22 protein-coding genes and 1 pseudogene are annotated in these 23,562 nt (G+C 33.9%); 6 read left to right on the forward strand and 17 right to left on the reverse strand.

Translation table 11 applies throughout. The features are described from left to right. Positions 1 to 114 precede the first annotated feature (114 nt). The 3 genes from OZJ21_RS00660 to tnpA form a co-directional block, all read right to left on the reverse strand. A complete protein-coding gene (locus tag OZJ21_RS00660) occupies positions 115 to 819 on the reverse strand; it encodes a Crp/Fnr family transcriptional regulator (RefSeq protein ID WP_003706984.1) in 705 nt (234 codons plus the stop codon). A gap of 144 nt (positions 820 to 963) precedes the next feature. Then, the gene (locus OZJ21_RS00665) at positions 964 to 1,536 is read right to left on the reverse strand and encodes a Dps family protein (RefSeq protein WP_003706982.1); all 573 of its coding nucleotides are present in this window, start codon (positions 1,534 to 1,536) and stop codon (positions 964 to 966) included. A 193-nt stretch (positions 1,537 to 1,729) separates the two neighbouring features. Next, positions 1,730 to 2,170: an IS200/IS605 family transposase gene (tnpA, locus tag OZJ21_RS00670; protein WP_268857256.1), complete on the reverse strand. Its 441-nt coding sequence runs from the start codon at positions 2,168 to 2,170 to the stop codon at positions 1,730 to 1,732. A gap of 65 nt (positions 2,171 to 2,235) precedes the next feature. Between tnpA and OZJ21_RS00675 the strand changes: the two genes are divergently transcribed. Further along, positions 2,236 to 3,633: a transposase gene (locus OZJ21_RS00675; RefSeq protein ID WP_268857257.1), complete on the forward strand. Its 1,398-nt coding sequence runs from the start codon at positions 2,236 to 2,238 to the stop codon at positions 3,631 to 3,633. Positions 3,634 to 3,856: 223 nt separating this feature from the next. Here OZJ21_RS00675 and OZJ21_RS00680 read toward each other — a convergent pair. The 5 genes and pseudogenes from OZJ21_RS00680 to OZJ21_RS00700 form a co-directional block, all read right to left on the reverse strand. Next, positions 3,857 to 4,035, reverse strand: a pseudogene (locus tag OZJ21_RS00680) (IS6 family transposase); the annotation flags it as partial. A 202-nt stretch (positions 4,036 to 4,237) separates the two neighbouring features. Continuing rightward, on the reverse strand, positions 4,238 to 4,933 hold the full coding sequence (locus tag OZJ21_RS00685; RefSeq protein WP_003706976.1) for an FAD-dependent oxidoreductase: 696 nt from the start codon (positions 4,931 to 4,933) through the stop codon (positions 4,238 to 4,240). 334 nt (positions 4,934 to 5,267) lie between these two features. Next, positions 5,268 to 6,080: an SPFH domain-containing protein gene (locus tag OZJ21_RS00690; RefSeq protein ID WP_003706971.1), complete on the reverse strand. Its 813-nt coding sequence runs from the start codon at positions 6,078 to 6,080 to the stop codon at positions 5,268 to 5,270. 15 nt (positions 6,081 to 6,095) lie between these two features. Next, a complete protein-coding gene (locus OZJ21_RS00695) occupies positions 6,096 to 6,455 on the reverse strand; it encodes a hypothetical protein (RefSeq protein ID WP_003703258.1) in 360 nt (119 codons plus the stop codon). 128 nt (positions 6,456 to 6,583) lie between these two features. Next, on the reverse strand, positions 6,584 to 11,209 hold the full coding sequence (locus OZJ21_RS00700) for a S8 family serine peptidase (protein WP_268857258.1): 4,626 nt from the start codon (positions 11,207 to 11,209) through the stop codon (positions 6,584 to 6,586). Positions 11,210 to 11,515: 306 nt separating this feature from the next. Here OZJ21_RS00700 and OZJ21_RS00705 point away from each other — a divergent pair, with 306 nt between their 5' ends. After that, the gene (locus OZJ21_RS00705) at positions 11,516 to 11,791 is read left to right on the forward strand and encodes an HU family DNA-binding protein (RefSeq protein WP_003699254.1); all 276 of its coding nucleotides are present in this window, start codon (positions 11,516 to 11,518) and stop codon (positions 11,789 to 11,791) included. Between the two features lie 216 nt (positions 11,792 to 12,007). Here OZJ21_RS00705 and OZJ21_RS00710 read toward each other — a convergent pair whose 3' ends face one another. Together OZJ21_RS00710 and OZJ21_RS00715 are read right to left on the reverse strand one after the other, a co-directional pair. After that, a complete protein-coding gene (locus OZJ21_RS00710) occupies positions 12,008 to 12,358 on the reverse strand; it encodes a bacteriocin immunity protein (RefSeq protein WP_003706966.1) in 351 nt (116 codons plus the stop codon). 142 nt (positions 12,359 to 12,500) lie between these two features. Then, positions 12,501 to 13,346, reverse strand: coding sequence for a DegV family protein (locus OZJ21_RS00715; protein WP_268857259.1), 846 nt, complete (start codon positions 13,344 to 13,346; stop codon positions 12,501 to 12,503). Between the two features lie 148 nt (positions 13,347 to 13,494). Here OZJ21_RS00715 and OZJ21_RS00720 point away from each other — a divergent pair, with 148 nt between their 5' ends. The 4 genes from OZJ21_RS00720 to OZJ21_RS00735 all read left to right on the forward strand — a co-directional run bounded on the left by OZJ21_RS00720 (position 13,495) and on the right by OZJ21_RS00735 (position 17,761). Next, positions 13,495 to 14,004 carry a DUF1836 domain-containing protein gene (locus OZJ21_RS00720; RefSeq protein WP_003699259.1) on the forward strand — a complete coding sequence of 170 codons (510 nt, stop codon included), beginning with the start codon at positions 13,495 to 13,497 and terminating at the stop codon, positions 14,002 to 14,004. A 63-nt stretch (positions 14,005 to 14,067) separates the two neighbouring features. Beyond that, positions 14,068 to 14,835 carry an epoxyqueuosine reductase QueH gene (locus OZJ21_RS00725; RefSeq protein WP_035149309.1) on the forward strand — a complete coding sequence of 256 codons (768 nt, stop codon included), beginning with the start codon at positions 14,068 to 14,070 and terminating at the stop codon, positions 14,833 to 14,835. Positions 14,836 to 15,223: 388 nt separating this feature from the next. Then, positions 15,224 to 16,327, forward strand: a complete 1,104-nt coding sequence (gene ald, locus OZJ21_RS00730) for an alanine dehydrogenase (RefSeq protein ID WP_081512962.1) — start codon at positions 15,224 to 15,226, stop codon at positions 16,325 to 16,327. 39 nt (positions 16,328 to 16,366) lie between these two features. Next, positions 16,367 to 17,761 (forward strand): APC family permease, encoded by a 1,395-nt coding sequence (locus OZJ21_RS00735; RefSeq protein ID WP_268857260.1) that lies wholly within the window; start codon positions 16,367 to 16,369, stop codon positions 17,759 to 17,761. A gap of 88 nt (positions 17,762 to 17,849) precedes the next feature. Here the strand turns inward: OZJ21_RS00735 and OZJ21_RS00740 are convergent, their stop codons facing one another. The 7 genes from OZJ21_RS00740 to OZJ21_RS00770 all read right to left on the reverse strand — a co-directional run bounded on the left by OZJ21_RS00740 (position 17,850) and on the right by OZJ21_RS00770 (position 23,561). Beyond that, positions 17,850 to 18,326 (reverse strand): hypothetical protein, encoded by a 477-nt coding sequence (locus tag OZJ21_RS00740; protein ID WP_268857261.1) that lies wholly within the window; start codon positions 18,324 to 18,326, stop codon positions 17,850 to 17,852. Continuing rightward, entirely contained in the window at positions 18,326 to 19,897 is a 1,572-nt protein-coding gene (locus OZJ21_RS00745) for an AAA family ATPase (RefSeq protein WP_268857262.1), read from the reverse strand. Before OZJ21_RS00745 ends, OZJ21_RS00740 begins: the two co-directional genes overlap by 1 nt. Further along, positions 19,890 to 20,348, reverse strand: a complete 459-nt coding sequence (locus OZJ21_RS00750; RefSeq protein ID WP_268857263.1) for a hypothetical protein — start codon at positions 20,346 to 20,348, stop codon at positions 19,890 to 19,892. Before OZJ21_RS00750 ends, OZJ21_RS00745 begins: the two co-directional genes overlap by 8 nt. Before the next feature lies 1 nt (position 20,349). Beyond that, positions 20,350 to 20,538, reverse strand: a complete 189-nt coding sequence (locus OZJ21_RS00755) for a hypothetical protein (protein ID WP_081510113.1) — start codon at positions 20,536 to 20,538, stop codon at positions 20,350 to 20,352. Position 20,539: 1 nt separating this feature from the next. Continuing rightward, positions 20,540 to 22,255 carry a hypothetical protein gene (locus OZJ21_RS00760; RefSeq protein WP_268857264.1) on the reverse strand — a complete coding sequence of 572 codons (1,716 nt, stop codon included), beginning with the start codon at positions 22,253 to 22,255 and terminating at the stop codon, positions 20,540 to 20,542. Positions 22,256 to 22,648: 393 nt separating this feature from the next. Next, the gene (locus OZJ21_RS00765; RefSeq protein WP_268857265.1) at positions 22,649 to 23,260 is read right to left on the reverse strand and encodes a hypothetical protein; all 612 of its coding nucleotides are present in this window, start codon (positions 23,258 to 23,260) and stop codon (positions 22,649 to 22,651) included. Then, positions 23,253 to 23,561 carry a nucleotide pyrophosphohydrolase gene (locus OZJ21_RS00770; RefSeq protein ID WP_081541166.1) on the reverse strand — a complete coding sequence of 103 codons (309 nt, stop codon included), beginning with the start codon at positions 23,559 to 23,561 and terminating at the stop codon, positions 23,253 to 23,255. The genes OZJ21_RS00765 and OZJ21_RS00770 overlap by 8 nt, the downstream gene beginning before the upstream one ends. Position 23,562 lies beyond the last annotated feature (1 nt).

The raw sequence follows: 23,562 nt of genomic DNA on the forward strand, positions 1-23,562 counted from the left end.
CAAATCGTCATTAAAAAAGCTAAAAACGGACAGATGGAAGCAAAAGCACTGAGTTCTGTTCCGTTGTTAATGAAGAGCGACAGAACACCAACGTGTAGAAAAAAGTGTGTCCGATTATTCGCTGTAAAGCAATAAATCATCTAAATCCAGAATCTTGATCCTTTTCCCAGACAGTTGTTGAATCAATCCCTCGTCCTCCAATTCTCCAAATTTGCGACTGATGGTCTCAGGTGTCGTTCCTAAATAGGAAGCAATGTCCTTTTTTCCCATCGGCAGGGTGATGGTGGGAGAGTTGCCCATTTCAGGTTCCACATTTTCTGCCAAAAACAAAACTAAACGGGTAATGACACTCTCCAAGGCTACTTGTGTCGTTTGACGTTCTGAACTTTCTAACCGTTTAGACATTTCCGCCAATAGTTTTAAAGAAATAGCTGGGTATTGTTCCAAAAAATCTTGGACATCTTTTCGCTGAATCATACAGACAACGGTATCTCGGATTGCTTCGGCATATTCCTCGTGTACTGCATCCGGGTTGAACAAGGTCCATTCTCCGGTGAAATCACCAGGGTTCAAGATCCGCACTAGCTGCTCTTTGCCAGAGTCTGCCAATCGATAAATACGGATTTTCCCACGATTGATAATATATAAAGTATCCTCTTTTTCTTGTGAACGAAACAGAAACTCTCCTTTTTGATACTGTTTCGTGTGGGCTTTTTCAGCAATGTAATTCATCGCGCTATCCTCTAAGTGATTGAATATTGGAACCAAGCGGATACAGGCTGCGTGGTCGCCAATTTCATGATGGGTATGTTTAGTCAATTCATTCTCCCCCTTTATTTATTTTGTTTATATTCGCTACTTTTATTATATAAGTCTCTTACTACAAAAAAATTGATGCACATCAAGAAAATGGAAAAAGGACTGGAAAGAATTCCAATCCCTAAATCAGCTTCTACTTTTACCTTAATCTTCATCCTCATCAAGAGCGTCATCATCTTCTAATGCTTCTTTACCAATGAACGCTTGCAGCATCCAAATGTTCTTGTCTAAGTCATTTTTAAAAGCAATCAATGTATCTTCTAAAGCATCGTCACCCTCGTCTTGAGCTAAACGAATCGCACGAATAGTTAGGTCACGAGTGCTTCTGAAATCCTCGATAATATTTTCAACCATGTCTTCTGCTTTAAAGTATTTATTAACTGCATCTTCCGAAAGTATCGAATATTTTTCAAATTCAACCGTTGTCGAAGCAGGTTTATGCCCAGAAGTAATTAGACGCTCCGCAAGTTTGTCGAACCATTTTTCATTTTCGTTATACAACTCTTCAAATTTTTCATGCAACGTAAAGAAATTGGCTCCTTTTACATACCAGTGATATTGGTGCAGTTTCACATGTAATGTATGCATGTTGCCTAAAAGATGATCTGCAATGGCCGCTGCATTAATTTTCGTATGATGAACATGTTCCTTGTGTTCTTGTTCTTCTTGCAATCTTTCTTGGGGTGTTCTTTCTTGAGTAGCTTTATTTTCAGTCATGATTTATTCCTCCTATAATTTTGGTTTGTTTAAAATAGTTTTCTCTTTACTGAATTTAGTATAGGATAGATTTCCGTTAAAAAAATTGACGCTCATCAAATAAAAGGATTTTTTATTTTTCTTTTTCCAAATTTGATTAGAAAACGGGCGCAAACCTCTGATTTCAATCAGGGGTCAAGCCCGCTAAACTAACTTATCTATTTTTACCATAGTAGCCTTTAAGCTGCCTTCTCATAGCTTCTGTATATTGAGATTCAATATATTTTTCTACGACTTCTTTACTCATATCCCCTAGAGTACCCATGTAATAGCTAGGAGACCATAGGTGTCCACCCCATAACAATTGTTTAGTTTCAGGATATTGTTTAAACCATATTCTAGCTGACGCTCCTTTAAGATTTTTAACAATATTAGATGGAGCATATTTGGGCTTAAAAGAAATTAACATATGTACATAGTCTGGCATAACCTCTAACTGGCTAATAGTTACTTCTGAAATAGTTGCTTGTCGTTGTAAAATAGCTTTCATAGTGTCTACTTTTTCTTTAGTGTCAAATATTTTTCTTCGGTACTTAGTAACAAAAACTAGATGAAAATTAAAGTTATAAACATATCCCTCTTCATGTATAATCATTTACATACCACCCTTTAAATGTTATTATAATTATAACATATATTTCTCGAAAGGAGGTTACATGAATGGTTAAAAAGAAGAGTAATAAATTTGGATATACAAGACAATATCATATTTCTTTAAGTTATCAACAAATAGAATTGTATGAAAAAGCAATAAAAATACAAAATGAGTTATATCAATTTACATTGAAATATCTATATAAGACCTATGGTCGTAAACATATTGGTAGACCTTTACCTTTTGGACAAGGAGTAAATTACCTTAATAATAAAATTAAGGCAATGTTTATTAAAGAAAAATACGACTTAAAACGTTGGAATGCTAAGAAACTAGGATTATCTTCTCATGCCGCAGATGAATTTTTAAAAACAATCTTCACTAATTTTTCTCAGTATCGTAAGAGATTGGAACAAGCAGGGCGAATGTCAGATGTTGAAAAATATAATCTTAGAATGAATATTACTAAAGATAAAAACGGTAAGCACAAAAATCCTAAACACCGTTCATGGTATCGTAAGGGTTCAATGAATTTTCTACGGAATAATAACTCGTTTAGGACAATTACTTCACAAAAATTACCTAATGGCAATACAAAATTGGTTTCGCCACACTATTTAAATGTAGCTGATTTTGGAGAAATAATAGTATTTGAGAATTTAAAGAATATTAATTTTGAAGAGATAGCTTTAACTAAGATTAAAAGATTACCAGATAATACATTTAGACTACAAATAACTTTTACTCGTGAGAAGAAACGTATTTTTCAAAATAAAGTTGTTGGTGCAGATTGGAACATGTTTAAAAATGAAGTATTTAGGACTTCTGAAAATAAAGTAATAGCTATTCCTAAAAAAGTAATAGAAAAAGTAGGTAAAATAGAATTTAAAAAAGATAAAATAAAGTCACTAAGAGATAATGAATACAATAAACATGGTAAAACAGATTTATGGAGAAGGTATCATCGTAAACAAGCAAAGCTAAGTGCTAAAAAAGCTAATATCCTAACTGAAACATATAGAGGATTAGTACACGAATTAGTCGATGACTACGATACTATCATCATCGAAAAAATAGATGCTTTTGAGATGAGAAAACGTAATTTGTCAATGAATAAAGCACAGAATACAGGTAAGAATAAGCGATTAGCTTTAATCAAACCTTATGAATTATCAAAAATTGTAGAGTCGTTAGTAAACAAGCAAAATAAAACTCTTATTAAAGTGGATCCATATAAAACGAGCCAAGTAGAATATGGGACTAAATACGAGTCAAAACACGAGTTAAAAGAAGTTAATGAAGATGGTAAACGTATATATGTTTCAGCATATACTGGTAAAGAGGTAGATAGAGATTATAATGCAGCTTTAAATATCAAAGAATGGGGTTTATACCCAGAAAAACATGCAAAACTAAGAGATTATCCTAAATTAAAAGCAAATAACTTAGTTGAAATAATTTAAAAAACGAAGTTTTTAGGAAACGGAACAAATCCTACCGAACTAATAGCACAAAATTATGCGTAATACCTTGAGCGAGTCAAAACAGGTACGATAATTAGTGAAGATTATTTTTAGTATAGTGGCGGTATTTCCAGTCATTATAACTAGGTTCGGAGCGTGTATCGCTTTTTAATGTACATGTAATGTAATCGCGTGACGCGATTCCTGCGATTTTAATCGCAGGTAGTTCAAAGAGTAGTTTGCCATATTCTTGCACCCAACGATAAATCGTCGTATGAGAAACGTTAATGCCACGATCATATAAGATTGAACTTCACGATAGCTAAGGTTATAACGAAGATAGTAGCCCACGGCTACAATAATCACATCCTGCTGAAATTGTTTTCCTTTAAAATGATTCATCGTCATTCCTCCTGCTATCTTTTTCTATTATTCTACCTTATTTGATAGTAGATTCAAAACTTTGCAACAGAACCTTTCATCGTAATTTTAGTTGTTGCTATTTTTCCATTATTATTTAAATTACCAATTTCTAAAAAAATATAGAAAAAATCTCTAAGTATACACATTGTATATTTAGAGATTTTTGCGTATCTATATAATTTTAGTATCCGTATAAGATATCGTGCTTAATGTTTTCAGCATCAATTCCTTTATCTTGTAACGATTGACTTACAGCTTCTACAATCTTTTCTGAAGAAGATACATAATATAACGCATCATTAGCTAGTTCGCTTGTCAACTTTGTTAATTCTCTATCTACATCATTTTCATCGCGAACAAAAATAAATTCTGCATTTGGTAATGATTTCTTAAATTCAGCAAAGTCTTCCTTGTAGAAATAATAATCCAAAGATGAATATACAAATTTAATCGTACGTTCACTCTTATCTTTAGCTAGTTCTTCAAGTAATGCTCTAATAGGTGTAACACCTACCCCACCAGCAAAAAATACTAAAGCTTGATTTCCGTCTTCAGGAAGTGTAAATTGGCCCAATGGACCCTTAACTTCTACTTCTTCACCTGGTTGTACAGTTAAAAGATTTTGTTTAAAGTTACTGATTTCTTTACCTGTTCTTGTACCTAGCAAGATTACATCATCTTCAGGTAAGGAAGCAAATGATAATGCACGTAACTTTTTCTTTTCTGTAATTTCTTTAGTAGGTAAGCCTAGTCTCATGTATTGACCTGCCACCCAATTCATATCATTAGGTTTTTTAATCTTTATTTCATAGTAGTCTTTTTCCAAATTTTCGATTGAAATTAATTCTGTCTTGTAGCTTGGTAATTCCTCTGCCATGATATCATCTTCTTTCCATAGAGTTATGTATAACATTATTTTATTTAACTTTTAACATTTTATCAAATATATTGCCTTAAGATTAATAATTTTCTAGTCTTTTTAAACAAATCATATCAAATGATACTAATTAGAAAGACACTTCACTCAACCTAATAGAGTCAACCAGTCTACAAACTTTTAGAATTAATCCAAAAGCTCTCATAGACAACTTTACAACTCGTTTGGCAGTTGTGTTTTGTTTCGAAAATTGTTCGTAAGCCTCCTAAATTAGAAATTTAAGTTTAGCTTAACTGGAACTAATCCAATCTCATCTATACCATGGTGAATTATACTATTTTTTCATTTCTAACATTTTTTCAATCACAGGAATATTACCTAAATCAGAAATTTCTTCTTTTGACATAACTACTAAATTAGTATCTGATTGAGCTAGCTTAGTAAATGCTACAATACTCTGATCTTTAAAGTAATTATCTGATACTGACTCCAGTGCCTCCTGAATTTTTTTAATTCGGTAACTTTCAGCATCTGCACGTTTTTTTGTAGCTTCTGCTTCAGCTTGAGCAGTCTCAACTAATGCTTGATTCTTTGCATCTGTTGTTAATTTAATGTTTCTAGCCTCACCCTCAGCTTTCGCAATTACTGCTACTCTTTCCCTATCAGCTGTCAATTGTTTATCCATTGCTTTTTGTATTTCAACAGAAGGAGTCAATTCATCAATATTAACACGATCCACATTAATACCATAGATATTAGTCAAATCACCAATTGCACTAGCTAATTCAGCATTAATCTTTGAAGTAGATCCTAACGCTGCATTCAAATCCATTCGACCAATGATATCACGTAAATGCCCTCTAACTAATTGTGCCATTGACTCAACTGAATCAGTATTTTCATAAGTATACTTTTTTGCATCTGTCACATGATAATTTAAAGTTACACTAGCTTCAATCTCCGCATTATCTTGAGTTATTACTGAATATTTTTCTAGTCTTAATGGATGCATTGCTAATTCTACTGATTGAATTCGTTGAATAAAAGGAATATAAAAGTGTAACCCAGCTTCAACACTTCGGCTATATTTTCCTAACGTTTCTACTAACCCTTGACAATTTTGTCGAACAATTTTTATTCCTAACATGATATTACCTCTTTCCTATGTTGTAAGCGGTCTTAAAGTTATTATATTGCCTACTGCTTCAATTACGATGTAGTCAATATTTTCATTTACTGATTGATTTCCTTCAATCAAATACCGATAATAAATACCTTTAATACTAACTAATCCATTAATTTGATCAATTTCTTTACCAGCTACTTTGTGACCTAAAAAATTTCTTTGCTCAAGTGAACCCTGTTCTACTTGCTTAGGTGGATCTTTTAAAGTTACCGATACAATTTCTTGCAAAGTTGCATTGACACTTTTATTTTCAAGCTGTGCTCTTTTTTCTAATTTTTGTTTTAAATCTTTTGATAACCTAAACAAAAACGAAGTCATTTTCTCATCTTGTGTCATTCCGCCACCTTCTTTCTTGATATCATTATGATATCACTTTTTATATCAATTAACTATTATTTCAACTCAAACCAAAAAAGTGCCATTGAGATTCACTCATATCTCAAATGACACTTTGTTATCACTTATTAATCTTTTTTAACACGTCTTAAGCCTAATGCACCTAAGAATCCTGCGATTGAGGCTAAGACTGCACCTAGAACAGAAGTAGATTTACTGTTATTTTCACCAGTTTGTGGTAATACTTTTACTGGTTCTGCAGCTTTTTTGCCCACTTTAGCTACAGATTTATTTGAAACAGTCTTAGTTACTACTGTTTGTTCTACTTTATTATTTGTAACAGTCTTAGTTACTACTGTTTGTTCTACTTTATTATTTGTAACTTCATTAACTTGTACTTTATTATTGTCTTGTTCTTTATCTGCAAGAACATTTAGTAACAATACCACATTACCATATTCATTAACTACTCGGTAATCCTTGGCAGCTTCGACTCCAGTAGCATTTACCCAATTACCAGTACTATCTTTTACTTGTAGTGTATTGTTATTGTAATCTACTAGAACTTTGGTTGCACCATCTTTATCAGTTGTTACAGTCTTAACTGTATCACTAGCTGGTTGATAGTGAACATAGAACTTCCTAGTTACAGTATTACCTGTCAAGTCAACTACACTCAATGTATATACATGTGTTGTTTCGCCAGTTGCATCAGCTAAGTTAAATGTCTTACTAAACTTGTATGCTGGATATGGATTAGTCACTGTACTTCCATCTTGATGAGCTTCAGCAACAAAGTTCACACCAGAATTGTGGAATTCACGATAATCATTATCTCCATTGAAGAAGAAACGATATCCGTCCAAATTATCAGTAGCTTCTCCAGATACACTAAAGTCTTTATTATTAGTGTAGACTTGGTAATCACCATTACTATCCAGTTGTAAATTAGCCACATTATTTAAGCTAAGTGTTGGAAGAACTGTATCTAAGATTAACTCCACTGTACCTCTAGTTGTTGAACCATCATCTTTTGTATAGATGTAAGCAACAGGTCTTTGTGAAGTTGGTGCTGTATGGAATTGGAAACTAAATGTTCCATCACTATTTAAGTTAACCTTATTTACAGGATCATCTTCATTGTAACTATCTCCCAATACCACCAATGATTTAACATTTGGATCAACCTTACCTGTTAAAGTAAATACTTGTGTTGATGGATTATATACACCATCTTTAACAGCTTGCGCTCCTACCCAGTTGTAATCATTATCTTTCAAGTAGTCAAAGTGGATATCTGGGTTAGCATCTGCACGTGTTGTTAGATCCTTTAGACTGTGTCCTGGCAAATCTCCTGGATTACCAATTGTAGCAGAATCAGCTTTTTCTTGAACAACATTTGTTCCTAATTGGTCAGCACTTGTAAAGGCTGGTGCTGGTGCCGGATTTCCTGCATATGCGTCAACACCTACATATACACCTGATGTTTGTTGAACATCGTTGAATGTTGGTCCTGAAACCTCTGTCCATCCTGTCAACACAGTTCTACCACTCTTGTTAGTTACTTTTACGTGGAAAGTTGCTAATCCATCTTTTACATCTGCTTTATATACTGCACCTGTGAAGTAGTCGCGTGCATAAACTTCAACATTATCCCCCTTAGTAACCGCTGCTTGTACGACTACATCATCCTTGTTGTTGCTTACGACTGTATCTAAAACAATACCAAAGTTTTCCTTAACAGTATTATTTACTTGCCATGCAAAAACAGCCTTTGGAGTTGCTGTATTCAATTTATATACTACATTCTTACCAGCTGCATCTGATGTGAAGACAACCGCAGTATCACTTGTACTTACAGGAACCACAAAATTACCACTGTTATCAACTTGAACTAATGCACCATTGTAATAGAAATCAGATGTTGCATTTCCACGTAAGTTATAAGTTGAAGTTGCTGCTTGATAATCTGGGGAACTTTGATCGAGTTCTAATCCATTAGTTGCATTCCAAACAGATACTTTAGTTGTTGCATCATTATTTCCATTTACCAGTAAGGTTACTGTTGAAGTATTATCAGCTACATCGCTAACTGCAACTGATAAAGCATTCTTAGCTGCAGTTAGTGCTGCTAAAGTATCACTATCTAATACGGCTTTAAATGTTCCTGATGTTTTAGCTACATCTAAGAACTTAGAATTCTTGCCATCATTTAACTTATAGCCAAATGTCTTATCGTTGGCTTTAACTACTGCATAAGAATAATCTGTAAAGCCAGATCCTGTATCTTTATAATCAAAGCTTAAAGTATGTGTCGTAGCATCATACTTAACATTTGATAATACTGGAGCTGTTGTGTCGATAACTACTGGATAATCAGCTGTTTGAACCTTATTTGCACCATCATTATACAAAGTAGCAACATAACGATATGTATATTCACCATCTGCTGCATTTACCATTTCACCAGTCTTATCATCGTATACTTTTCCATCCCAAGCCAAAGTATTTGGATTATTACGCATTGAAACTGATAAAGTTACGTCTTTATTAACTCCACTTTCATAGTAAGACTTATCCAGACCTTGTTCATCTGCAACTACACGAACAACTTTTCCACTCTTATCTAATACTTCAACTTTAAGATCCTTTAGATTTTGTTTAACAAAGGCATATGGTTTTAATAAGTCACTCTTACCGTCAGCATTTGGTGAGAATGCAACTTTTCCATCTTGGTATAATTTAGCAACTTGTTGCCAATTATAATTACCTTCAAGATTTACTAAAGCCTTTAAGGAATCTTCATCAGCTACCCCTCTTGGATAGTTATCTTCATTAACAAAGTAGTTACCACCATAGACTGTGCCTTCTTGATTAGCAGCTTTGTCAAATACATCTTCACTTGTCATATCACCATAATATGCGAGATATGGAACTACTAATTGATTTTGACCATCATTTCCTACAAATCTCAACCAACCTTCAACTAATTGATTTTCTTTCAAACCTGTTAAAGATAATGTGAAATTATAAGTTGCGCTTTGTCCAGCTTTAACGGTTACTGTCTTATTTCCATAGACATGTGCTCCTGCCAGATAAACATCGTGGAAAGTTCCTGTATCGGCATCGCGCACTTCAGTTAATCCACCACCAAAATCATCAAAAGTATATGTTTGATCTTTATCGGATAAGTTCTTAAACGTTAGTGCGAATTGAGTTGAATCTCCAACTTTTCTCAAAGATACAGAACTTGTGCCGTCTGCTGCCACAACATATACTGGAGATTCTGTTGCAGCACCTGCATCAATTTCACCAGCACCTTGCCGTCTAGGAGAAACTGGAGTGTCATATCCTTGTTGCGTCATTGGTTTAGCTGTATTCATGATTAAAGCTTTAGTAGCTTGAACTAAATCTGCTCCATTTAAGTTAGTAGTAGCTTTTAATCTTTGCATTACTAAAGCTGCAACCCCAGCGTTAAATGGACCAGCCATAGAAGTTCCACTCATAGTATTGTAACGATTATCGTTCCCTGTTGAAGTTACACTAACCCCAGGAGCTGATACATCTGGTTTCAAAGTGAAATCTTGTAAAGGACCCCAAGAAGAGAAGTCTGCCATGTCATCACCAGCACCTACAACCGAGTTTTCAGCTGCAACTGTCATTGCATTGCGCGATGCACCTGGATTAGCTACCGTACTACTAGAGAATGGTTCAAAGTTTCCATCTGCTCCACCTGGTTTATAAGGAACTTCTTCACCAGTAACACTTGCCGAATTACCATTGTTAGAAGCTGAAATGGAGACGAATACACCATGTTGAGTTGCATATTCAACCGCTTTCTGCTCTACATCATTCAAATTAGCAGCTGCGACGCCTTGACCTAAGGACATTTGAATTACATTAGCACCTAATTTAACTGCGTCATAAATTGCTTGAGCAATATCATCAGTATTTTCATCAGCAAATTGATCATTAAATACTCGCATCATCATTAACTGTGTTTCAGGTGCTACCCCTACTGCATAGCGTTCATTGCCATTTGGTTGGCCGTCAGCACCAATGATACCAGCAACGTGTTGACCGTGTTCTGATGCATCTGGGCCATCATCTTTAACCCAGTTGTTGTCACGACTCGCATAATTATATACGAATGGGAATTTCTCTGAAGCATATTTCCCGTAGCCTAGCTCGCTAATCTTCTTGTCAGCATCTTCCTTAGAAATTGCTGGAGATTCAGGAGCTTTAGAGAAATCTTTATGGTTTGTATCAGTACCAGAATCAATAACAGCAACCACCATACCTTGTCCTTTATAGCCATTATCCCATGCAGTTTGAACATTTCCTTTGACATGGTCTTTATAGGTTGTTGGTGGTACTGTCTGATCAGCAGTATCAGCAGTAGTTTTAGCCTGTTGAGCTGTTGTAGCTTGATTTTGACTAGCTACTGAATCAACATTGCTCGTTGCTGCTTCTTTTACGGTATCAGTTTGAACATTAGAAACATTGTTAGAACTATTACTATTGGTTGTAACAGTTGTTTGAGCTGTCGCATTATTCTGCACACTCAAACTTGATGCCTGAGTAGCTTCTGTTTTTACACTTTCACTACCAGTAACGGTATCGGCTTGAGCGTTAGAAACTGGACTTGTCACTAAAAATGTAACTCCAGAAATAGTAATAATCGCTGACACCACCCACTTAGATTTAGCTTTATAAAGCTTGTAGCGGCGTTTTTCACCTAGCAACTTTTCCATGCACTTCATCTCCTTCTTCTAAAAGTTATTTTTTATATTAACATATTTTTAATTGATAAACAATTATTCTTTAATCATTTGTTCATTATAAATAAAATTTAACTTCATAATTTGTTCATATTAATGTGATAAAAAAGCCCTATATAAAAGCTAATTGATAAAATTTACTTAATTTTTACTTTTTAATTTCTAGATTCTTGTAATTTTTTTATAAAGCCCTTGCAAAAACACATTTGAATATAGTACAATTGCAGAAGATTAAGGTTTTATAGCCCTAATACCTATATTTATTGGGAGTGATTATTAATGAACAAGAACGAATTAGTAGAAGCTATCGCAGAAAAGATGGGTACAACTAAGAAAGAAGCAGAAGCAGCTGTTTCAGCATTCACAGAAACAGTTAAAGAAGCTTTAGTAGATGGTAAGAAAGTACAAATCATCGGCTTTGGTAACTTCGAAGTACGTGAACGTGCAGCTCGCAAGGGTCGTAACCCACAAACAGGTAAGGAAATCGAAATTCCAGCATCTAAAGTTCCTGCATTCAAACCAGGTAAAGGCTTGAAAGATGCTGTTAATAAATAGTCATTAACAGATTTAAAAAGCCTCTAGCTCGTAATATTGAGCTAGGGGCTTTTAGTATGCTACTCTAAACTTTTATTCCAGACCTTGATTAAATCTTGAGCCTGAAAATTTAACTCTACATCATTATAGCCAGATTCTGATAATAATATTTTTAAAAATTAGTATCTTTTAAATTTTAAGCACGGATTTTTAACGCATCTTTTTCGTCTGACACCATTATCTTCTAGGAATTTCCTCAGATAAACTATAAAACTGGGATTTAGCTGAATAATCTGCTCTGTATCTACTATTTAGACCTGCCTTCTTAGATTCATCAGCTAATTTCCTTAATAGCTCTCCATCTCTACCCATAAAACGAATTTTTTGATCAAATCCAACTGAATATATATAATTTACTAACTTATTAATCAAATATTCTGGATATCTAACAGTATCTAATTTCTTATATACTTGTAGCAAAACATCTGTAATATCTAACAATCCACTTGGTTTTTGAGGTCTATCCATAAGACTGTTGTACAACTCATGAATGACTTCTTTGGTTTCTTTGATGTTTACTTTCTTCATTTAAAACACCTTCCTTTTATTAACCATCCAAATTTGTAACTCTCTCTTTTACTGCTGATGATAACGTAACCTCGTTATTTTTACCTATATTCATTATAGCGTATTCAAATTCAGAGAATAACAAAAATCACTTCCACTAAACCTACTTTTCACCATTCACAGTACAGCCAACCATTAAACCACCTTTTTCTGCATAAAAGCTACATAGTGCTGTACAAATTCCAATTTCTATCTGACAATCAGGATACTTTGCTTGAATTAAGCCCTTCAAAGCTAATGCACCTTTTTCATTGTTTGCGTGATCAATTACCACTTTTTTACTATTAAAATTATGCTTAACTAATGTATCTACCAAAGATTGATATGCACGTTTAGCTCCACGTGCTTTTCCTAATTGTTCAATCTTTCCTTCTTCGTTCGCCCAACCTAGCACATTAATTTTTAAGACTCCTGCAAGTTTCGCAACAGTTTTATTTATTCGACCATTATTTGCTAAATTCGTTAATGACTGTAAGCTAAAGAAGATTTTCAAATGGTCAATATAAGCTTGAACTTGTGTTACTACTTCAGAAAAGTCTCCCCCTTCATTTAGTAATTCACTAGCTTTAACAGCTGCCATACGTTCTGCTGGACCTGCTGCTTTTGTATCAAAGACGTGTATTTTTCTATTTGGATCTTCCTCTAGAATCATTTTTTTAGCTGTTTGTGCAGTATTATACGAACCCGAAAGCACACTTGAAATTGTAAAAATATATACTTCATCAGCATCCCCTATTGCTGCCAAGTAACTTTCAACACTAGGACAAGAAGATTTTATTTCTGTTGAACTGTTTTCGATAAACTTATCGAATTCAGCTTGATCAAAATTAGCACCATCTAAAAATACTTTATCCCCACAAACTAAAGTTAAATCTACACTCTGATGTTCAATACCATTTAATGCAGTTACATTTAAATTTGCTGCTGAATCTGTAATTATTTTCTTCATAATTCCAACCATTCCTTATTTATAGAATTTTCATTAAGCTTATAAAATATAAAAAACATTGTCAACGGTTTTTAAAAAACTTATAATAAGTTTTACATTGATAAAATGTTACTTTACCTATATACTTAGGCTAGCGAGGTATCAATTTATGAATAGAGAATTTAAAATAAGCCAAAGTATCCAAAATTTTAAACTACCACGATATGACGATTTACCTGAAGTTGAATTGTATTTAGACCAAACTACTGCATACATCAGCGAAAGGCTTGAAATTTTGGGCGATGTAAAGCTAACTAGTTCGATGATTAGTAATTATGTTAAACATAAGATAATTCGCCGACCTGTTAAAAAGCGTTATGCAGCTGATCAAATTGCTGAATTATTTTTTATTGCTGTTGCTAAAAATGTAATGCAACTTAGCGATTTAAAAGCAGCAATCGAACTACAAAGACGAACATATTCAACTAAAGTTGCCTATAATTATTTTGTAGAAGAATTAGAAAATATTCTTCCGTATGTCTTTGGTTTGAAAACTGACTTAGATGAAATAGGCAATGAGCATACCGAATATCAGCGTATGCTACACAATATTATTATGGCTGTTAGTTATAAAGCTTACATTGATAAATATTATGCTAATTTACGTCAAGAAAATTAGTTCAATCTACGATTTTAATGGTATTATAGTATTTGAGTTCGTTATAGAATCGAGATGAGTCAATTGATAGATGTAGAAGAAATTCTTGCTAAAATGAATAAAAATCAAAAGATCAATTACGATAAGGTCATGCAAAAAATGGTTAAGAAATGGGAAGAAGCTGACACTCGCCCACGTATTCTTTTACACAGTTGTTGTGCACCATGTAGTACATACACGCTTGAGTACTTAACAAAATTTGCTGATGTTACTGTTTACTATGCTAATTCTAATATTCATCCACGTGCTGAATATCAACGTAGAAAATATGTTCAACAAAAATTTATTCATGATTTCAATGAAAACACTGGAAATAATGTTAAGTTCATATCTGCCCCTTATGAACCACAGGAATATTTTGAAAAAGTTCGTGGACTTGAAAAAGAAGTCGAAGGTGGTGCACGTTGTCGTGTTTGTTACGATTATCGACTAGATAAAGTGGCACAAAAAGCTGTAGAATTAGACTTTGACTACTTTGGAAGTGCACTAACAATTAGTCCGCATAAAAACTCTCAAGTCATTAATCAAGTAGGCCTAGAGGTTCAAAGTTTATATACTACCCACTATCTTCCTAGTGATTTCAAGAAAAATGGTGGTTATCAACGTTCAGTTGAAATGTGTCATGAATACGATGTTTATCGCCAATGCTACTGTGGTTGTGTCTTTGCTGCTAAAGCTCAGGGTGTTAACTTAAGTAAAATTAGACGTGAAGCACTAGAATTTTTAGAAGGTAAAGATGCAGATAAGGAATTTCCTGAAATAACCTTTAAAATTAATGGTGAAACTATTTAATTATTAAAAAGGACTAAGATTATTAAATTCAGTCCTTTTTTATTTTTCCCAATTTCAATAACCTAATATAAATTTTCCATAAATTACTTGATATATCTACTCTCACATCAACCAGTCTAATCATTTATTAATTATACATTTAATGTATAATTAATCATTTCTAACAATCGTTCTAATGTTGTTTTATAAATAACAATATAAGATCAACTTTGTGAAAAAACTCCCAAAATCCGCTAATTAAAGGGGAATTAAATTTCACAAACTTTAGGTTTAGGGGTTGATATTTATCTTTTTAAGTGTTATTCTTGCATTAGGTTGAAAGCGCTATCAACGAAAAATGAGAAATTATTTGAATTTTTATTCATTATTTGGAAAGGAGTATCCTATTATGTTAATCGGTGTACCTAAAGAAATCAAAAAACAAGAAGAACGTGTTGGTGCTACTCCAAGTGCTGTAGCAAGCTTAGTTCATGCAGGCCATTCAGTAATTGTTGAAAAAGGAGCTGGCGTTGGCTCTGGTTTCCCAGATGAAGAATATATCGCTGCTGGTGCAACAATGGGTTCAGCAGAAGAAGCATGGGATACAGAAATGGTCATCAAAGTTAAAGAACCTTTGGAAAGTGAATACCAATACTTCAAACCAGGTCAAATCATCTATACTTATCTTCATCTGGCTGCAGATAAACCATTAACAGAAGCCTTAATTGAAAAGAAGGTTACAGGGGTAGCATACGAAACAATGGTTGGTAGAGGTGGCGGTTTACCACTTCTCTTCCCTATGAGTGAAATTGCTGGTCGTATGTCAATTCAAGTTGGATCTCATTTCTTAGAACAAGTACATGGCGGTAAAGGTATTCTATTAAGTGGTGTTTCCGGTGTACATCGCGGTAAAGTTACTATAATCGGTGGTGGTACTGTAGGTTTCAACGCTGCTAAAATTGCCGTTGGTATGGGGGCACAAGTTACAATTCTTGATATTAACGCTCAACGCTTGGCTGAAATTGACAATATCTTTGATGGAAAGATTCAAACTTTAATGTCAAATACTGCTAACATCAAGAAAGCTGTTGAAGAAGCTGATTTAGTAATCGGTGCGGTTCTAATTCCTGGTGCTAAAGCACCAAAATTAGTTACAGAAGAAATGATTAAGAATATGAAACCAGGTTCTGTTATCGTTGATATTCCTATCGACCAAGGTGGTATCTTCGAAACAACAGTAAGAGCAACTACTCATGAAGATCCAATCTATGTAACACATGACGTTATTCATTATACAGTTGCTAATATGCCTGGTGCTGTTCCAAAGACAGCTACAGAAGCACTTTCTAGTGCAACAGTACGCTATGCTATTGAAATTGCTAATAAAGGTATTGATAAAGCTGCTGCTGACGATAACACAATATTTACAGGAATTAATACACATCAAGGTAACCTTACTTCTAAAGCTGTTGCAGATAGTTTAGACCTTCCATTCACACCTTATAAAGGTTAACATTTGCTCCTTTAACTTGGAAAGGAGGCGACCTAATCTATGAAAAATAAAATTGACGTTAATAAAGTATTAAAAAACGCCAGCATTAAGTCGGAAGACGAACGTTCTTTAGGTCTTTTTGATCTTTCCATTCTGGGAATCGGTGCGATGATTGGAACTGGAATTTTGGTTTTGACTGGTATTGTAGCCGCTACTACTGCTGGTCCGGCAGTTATCTTTTCTTTCTTAGTAGCTGCTATTGCTAGTGGTTTGATTGGGCTATGTTATTCTGAACTTTCAACTTCAATCCCTAACTCTGGAAGTGCCTACATTTATGCCTGGGTTACCATCGGGCAAGTTATGGCTTTCTTTGCTGGCTGGACACTATTAGGAGTTTATATTACTACAACAGCTACAGTTGCAAATGGATGGACAGGTTATGTCCACTCATTCTTAGCAGAATTTGGTGTACATCTACCTAAAGCTTTTCTAGCTGCACCATCAGCAGGCGGTATTATGAACTTACCAGCGATTATCATGATTCTATTCATTACCCTAGTGTTAACAAAAGGAACTAGTGAAAGTAAGCTACTTAATAACATTTTAGTTATTATTAAACTAACTGTAATTTTCCTATTTATTATTGTTAGTGTTAAACACATACGTCCAACTCACTGGCATCCTTTCTTCCCATATGGTGGTAGTGGTATCATGGTTGGAGCATCAACTGTTTTCTTCACCTTTCTTGGTTTTGATGCTCTCGCTACTTCTGCAGAAGATGCTAAAAATGTTCAACATAATCTGCCTCGTGCTATCATCATTTCACTTGTAGTTTCAACTGCTTTGTACGTAGCAGTTAGTCTAGTAATGACCGGGGTTGTTCCTTACAAGGAACTCAATGTTGCTGAAGCCATGGCTTTTGTACTTTTAGAAAAGGGACATACTTTAACTGCCCAAATTGTTTCTGCCGGTGCTATTTTAGGCATCATGGCCGTAGTACTTGCCTTTGTTTATGCAGGAGCTAATATTACAATGTCCATGAGTCGTGGTGGTTTCTTACCTAAGCAGCTAGCTCACTTAAATTCTAAGAGTCACAGTCCTAACCGTGCGCTATGGTTAAATGGACTTTTAGCAGCTATTCTTGCTGGATTTATGGATATGAGAAACTTAGCTTTAATTGCTAATGTCGGTTCTCTGGCAGTCTTCAGTCTAATCTCTTTAATCGTAATTTTATTACGTAAACAGCAGCCAGATTTACCACGACCATTTAAGGTTCCGTTTGGAAATGTCCTACCGATCCTATCAATCATTGTGTGTGTTGTTTTAATGATAAACATCACCCTACCAGCTTGGATTAGTTACTTTATCTGGCTCGGAATAGGTTTACTCTTCTATCTTGGTTATTCCGTTCGTCATGTTGACGTTAATCAAGAGCATACCGGAGAAGCTGAATAGGTTAATATAAAACAAATCCGTTCAATGAATTTTGTTCATTGGACGGATTTTGTTTTGTTATTATATAACTCTCAAAACTAAAGTTACTCTACATTTTTACAACTGAAACTGTCCCCATAGAGTCTACACAACAACATTTATCACTATAAACTTCAACAAATTGATATTGGCTATTCATTGCTAAAATCCGTGCTTTCTCTAAATTTGCTGGAAGTCTCTCATCTCTTTTATAGTGGGTTACAATTGATAACGTAAAATCTAAAGTATGAACCTCATATGTATCTCCCAAATAGCATTTAGCTACAATTCCTTCTAAAAGGGAACTCATCTCAACATCTGGAAGCTCTGATTTTACTGTATTAATAATATTAGAGATTTCTCTATTAGAAATTTCTGCCCCACCATTATCTAATTTACTGATAGATTCCATGTACTCAGCTGATCTTTTATTACGTAAAAAAGATTCATTTGGAGATTCAAATCGTTGCCTATTCTGTGTAGAACTCTTACTAGAAAAAAGACTATTTTCTTTTACTTTAGATGAATTTAAAAGTGGTCTTGGCATTATACAAGTACCTTCCTTGTTCTTTGAATATTATTATCACTTAAATCAACACCATCACCAATAGGTCGACCAGATGCTGGCACAGCTCTTGATTTTCCCCATTCTCTAATTGCGCTAATTTTCTCTGGACTTGTTTGAGACAATGGAACTACATTTTCAAAAACATCAATAATCGCTTGACCTGTTATTTCTGTACCATCAGCTAAATTGTTATACGCTAACTCTCTAACTGCCGATTCAAGATCAGCACCTGTAAATCCTGCTGTCATTTCGACTATCTTATCAGCAAATTCTCCATCAAAATCAAGCTGTAAGTATTTACGCATATAGATTGATAAAATATCTTTTCTTTCCTCTTCTGTAGGTAAATCAACAAAGAATAATTCATCAAAACGTCCTCTTCTTAAAAGTTCCGATGGTAATTTACTTACGTCATTAGCAGTTGCTACAACAAAGACTTGCTTTTTACTTTCTTGAAGCCAAAATAAAAATTGTCCAACCATACGTGTTGAGACTCCACCGTCATTACTTGAGCTAGCTCCTGATAATCCCTTTTCAATTTCATCAATCCATAATACACATGGTGCTACTTGATCAGCCGTAGTAAGCGCATCTTTTAGTTGTTGTTCACTTTGACCTACATAACTACCCTGTACTGTGGCAAAATCTAATCTGTATAATGGAAGCTTCCAACTAGCAGATATTGCTTTAGCAGATAACGATTTCCCACATCCCGGAACACCAACAAGTAGTACTCCTCTTGGGGAACGTAATCCTCTACGACGCATTTCTTCATGTTTTTCAGGAGTTAACAGTTTTTTCTTTGATTCTAACCATGCTCTTAAACCGCTAAGTCCTCCAACAGAAGCAACACTGTCATCTACATCTATTTTCTCAAGACCAGATATATCAGAAAAAAGTCGATTCTTTGCAGAACGTATTTCGTCCATATCATCTTTAACAATCTTCTTTTTAGCAATTAATGATGCAATAACATTTTCTGTTTCAACTTCCGTAACCCCAGATAATAATGTTGCTGCTTCTCTTATATCGTTATCATCCCATTCAATATCTATTTCATTACGGTAATCTGAAATATAATTAGAAATTGTTTGATAGAGCTCATCTTCATTAGGGAGATCTAGTTTAAGTGTCATTCCTTGTCTTTGTAGTTGATCCCACACTTTTTGTGTTTCAAACACAATTATAGAACCACCAGATTCATTTGCCAAAGTTACCAAGTCTAATAATTGCTTTGCACTATCTGTATTTGTTGATATATCAGGTATCTCTGTAAGGATCATTGTCAGATTATGTCTTTTCTTCATTTCCTCACCTATAAAGTCTAAAGCACTATAGAAAGACTTGTCGGTGCTGAGAGTTTGACCAGTCGTAATATCATAAACACCTTTTGATAAAGTATGCGCAAAGAAGTGTAACCCTAGATCTTTAGCAATTTCCTCTAACATCTTTAAAGCTCGTGAACTTTCAATCGTATTAATTGCAATAAAAGGAATTCTTGCAATGGCATATCGCTCCATTAATTCTTTACATTCTTTTCTTTCACTCATTTGTACTCTTCACAACCCTATTATTTTTTATAATATTTAACAATTTTCCACTAGTATCATTTTTTGCACTATCTTCTAGAGAAGACTGCATCGTCTTACCATTATTTCTAATCATTTCAATTAATTCATTTTTTTGCTTATCAGGAATTGCAGGTATTGAAACTATATCTTCTAAAAATTGGTATTCTTTTCGAGCAAAAAGCAATGCAGAAACTACATCATTCTCATTTTTAGCATATCCTAAATTTTTAGATACTGTGTCATTTAATTTTGAAATACGTATATTAATAGTGTCTACTAGGACCTTTAAGAATCTGTCTGCTACACCTGTCTGCCACTGAAGAGTACCATTCTTCATAGCATCTAATGCTTCTTTGCCCTTGTCACTATCCCCACTGGCAATAATATCCAGCGTTTCTACCCATTGCTTATAAATTATTGGTGCATCCATACTACTTAACCCCTTTTCTAGTTATAACCTGGTTAGGAGGTAAAATTGTCCAATCCGGAAAACCTGTCTCGTATTCTAATTTATCTGTATCTTCAGCTATCTTGGGTGTAAATAAATTATCTTTCTTCTTATTTTCTGTTTCATCTTGAATTTTCTTAAAAGGATTTACTGTTAAAAATTCATTTGACATTTTAATCAACCACCTTTACACGTCTGCCTGTATCTGCTGTACTTCGAATGTATTCTTCTGGTGAAAGTTGTTCTAAAAATTCAACAACCTTTGAACTATTACTGTCAACTCTTGATAATTCTCTTCGGTAGTCAACTACTTCTGCCATGATCTGACGTATAATAATTTGTCCATTTTCAATAGCTTTTTCGTATTGCTTTCTGACATCATCTTTCTTTTGATCAATGTTTTTATTTTTCTTATTAGTATTATATGCCCAAAAACCACCAGCAATAATTGCAATCAATCCTATTAATAACATAGGAGCTAGCAATAATACACCGATAACCATGATAACAATTCCGACCACAACACCTACTTTGTCGGGTTGGATTTTCTCAATCTTATCATTCATCTCATCATGCATAACTTTTTTATATGCTTCAATTTGTTCAACTTCATTTGAACCATCTGTCGTTTCACCACTGTAACTATTTACAGAAAAAGATATATTTTGTGGTACTTTTAATCTGTTCTTAGCAACAAGGTCATTATATGAAGACTCAATCCAATCTTTAGATAGCGCAATTGCATATTGTTGAGTTGCAATATCACTATTTACAGACTTATTCTTCATCGCTGCATCCGTCAAAAGCTGTGCAAAATTTCTTTTCTCATTATATGCTGTATTTTCAGTATTCATCATACTTTGAGCTTTATCTTCGTCACCTTTGTATTTGATAATAAGTTCTGTAAGTCGCTCTTCTTTTTTCATGTCAAGCTCATCATCATCAAAATTAGATACTAGAGAAAACATAGATTCATCCAGTTTTTTAACTGTATCTCCCAAGAATCTTGGTGTTGCATAAATCTTCGTAAAATAATCCAAGATATTTTCATGTAAGTACGCGTCATTTAAAGAATCTTTAAGTCCATTCCAGTCAGAGGTATATTTTTTTAAAGCTGGATAGTCGTAATCTTTATCAGGTATATATAATTTTAAAGCATCAGACCATTGTGCAATTTGACTTTCTTCAAATCCCGGTGTGTTTTTTAACTTTCTAATCCATTCATTAACCTTGTTATAAATGATCCCCTCACTATCACGTCCAAGTAATCCATTTGTAAAAGCATCAATAATAATGACGGCGTGTCTATCAAGTGAAGATTCATTTTGTGTTGATAGATATACACTTGCCCACTTTAAACTTGCTTCTTTCCTACCAGCACGACGACAAATAAGTGTAAAGAGCAATGCTGTTTTTTCAGCATCTCTCTTTAAGGCTTCTTTAATAGCCCTATCTGCTAAATCTCTATCATCTGAAATCCATGCAGATAAAGCAACCAAACAAGGTGCTAACCAATACCCTGGTGTTTTCAACATTATTTCTTCTGAAACATTTGAAATAACATCTTTTTTCACAAGTTGAACATCACTGGCTTGTAAGATACCAGTAGTTGTTCTTCTAACTTCATCATAGTGTCCAAACTTTTTAGCAATAGCTTGACGTATTTCGACAAGTTTAGTTTGAGCAACTTCTTCATTATGGTGTAATTCCATTTGTTGCACAAATCTATTAAATTCTCTCTTAAGCTCTTGTAAATCTTCATTTACGGATATTATATTATTATTAACTGTACCTACATTTGCTGAAACAGTATCTATTTCATCACTTAAAACATTTAAACTTCTTTGTATATAAGATAAATCTGCTGTTTGTATAATTCTTTCAGCCATAGTATTCTCCCCCATTCAGTACATATAATTACTAGGTTGATTATATTATAAAATCATTAATAAAATCAATATTATACAGTATTATTCATAATTAAAAAATTATATTTAATTAAATAGCTTTCTATACATTTCAATTTCCTATTTACTGAATATAATTTTTTATTTTTCATATATAAAAAAGACCGATTCCCATTTCTAAGAACCAGCCTTCAACCTAAAACGACAATTGAACTAAACTAAAGAATAATAAAGCTAGACCAAATAATCCTAAAATAATATAAAAAATACAACCTACACATCCTGCTAAATCTTCCATGTTAATCTCCCTTGTTGTCTAATAGTTTTTAAAACCTTAGTCTGTACTACATGAAATTAGTTTCTTCTTTCAAATAATTACCTATTCATTCCGTCACGATACCCTTCTTTATATCCACGAAGATAATATCTAGTATGTTGTGCACTTTCATCGCTAGATAATGTTTGATGCTCAGTCGTCCCCTCTTCTTTATCTTGCTGACTAGCTTCAAAACCTTCATTATAGCCCCTAGTATATTCTTCATTGTGACGATATCTAGCATGATGGTTGATTAACATCGCCCAGATCCAAGGATTTGTAATAATACTTTGACGATAATAGTCATTGCGATATTTTTTCTTGGAAATCTGATTATTCAAAATATCATTTGTCTGCGATCCAGTAAATGTTGCAATCGACCCTGTATTAGAGTAGCTGCTACTACGATAGCTCGACATATTATCATGATGACTATAGCTGCTATGATCTGAGCTAATCTTGTGGCTATAAGAATACTCCGACTTGCGTATTCGGTATCTCGGCACTCTTCTCACACGTGGTGTATGATAGCGATAAGTGCGAAACCTTGCTGCACTGACAGTAGTAGCTCCACAGGAAAGAATTGTTATTAATGCTAATAATGATATGGTTAGTTTTTTCATCAATCTACTTTTCAAATTTTGTAATAACGTTAATATGAATCTATTCATCTTGCTTCCAATGTCTCTTTTTATTAATTTCTACTTTCTTTTGAATCTCTTCATATGGATTCATCTCCAATTTATCTACCATATAAAATAAATAAATTAATGTATCTGCAATTTCTTCTTTCAATTTTATCTTATCTTCTTCAGATAAAGAACCTTGTTCGTTTTTCCATTGAAAAATTTCTAATATCTCACTAGCCTCCAAATTAACAGATATTGCTAAATCTTTAAGATTATGATATTTTCCCCATCCTCTAGCGTCACGAAATTTATCTATCATTTCAATAACTTCTGTATATTCCATT

The organism is Ligilactobacillus sp. UO.C109 (genome assembly GCF_026847815.1).
Classification (GTDB): Bacteria; Bacillota; Bacilli; order Lactobacillales; family Lactobacillaceae; genus Ligilactobacillus; species Ligilactobacillus salivarius.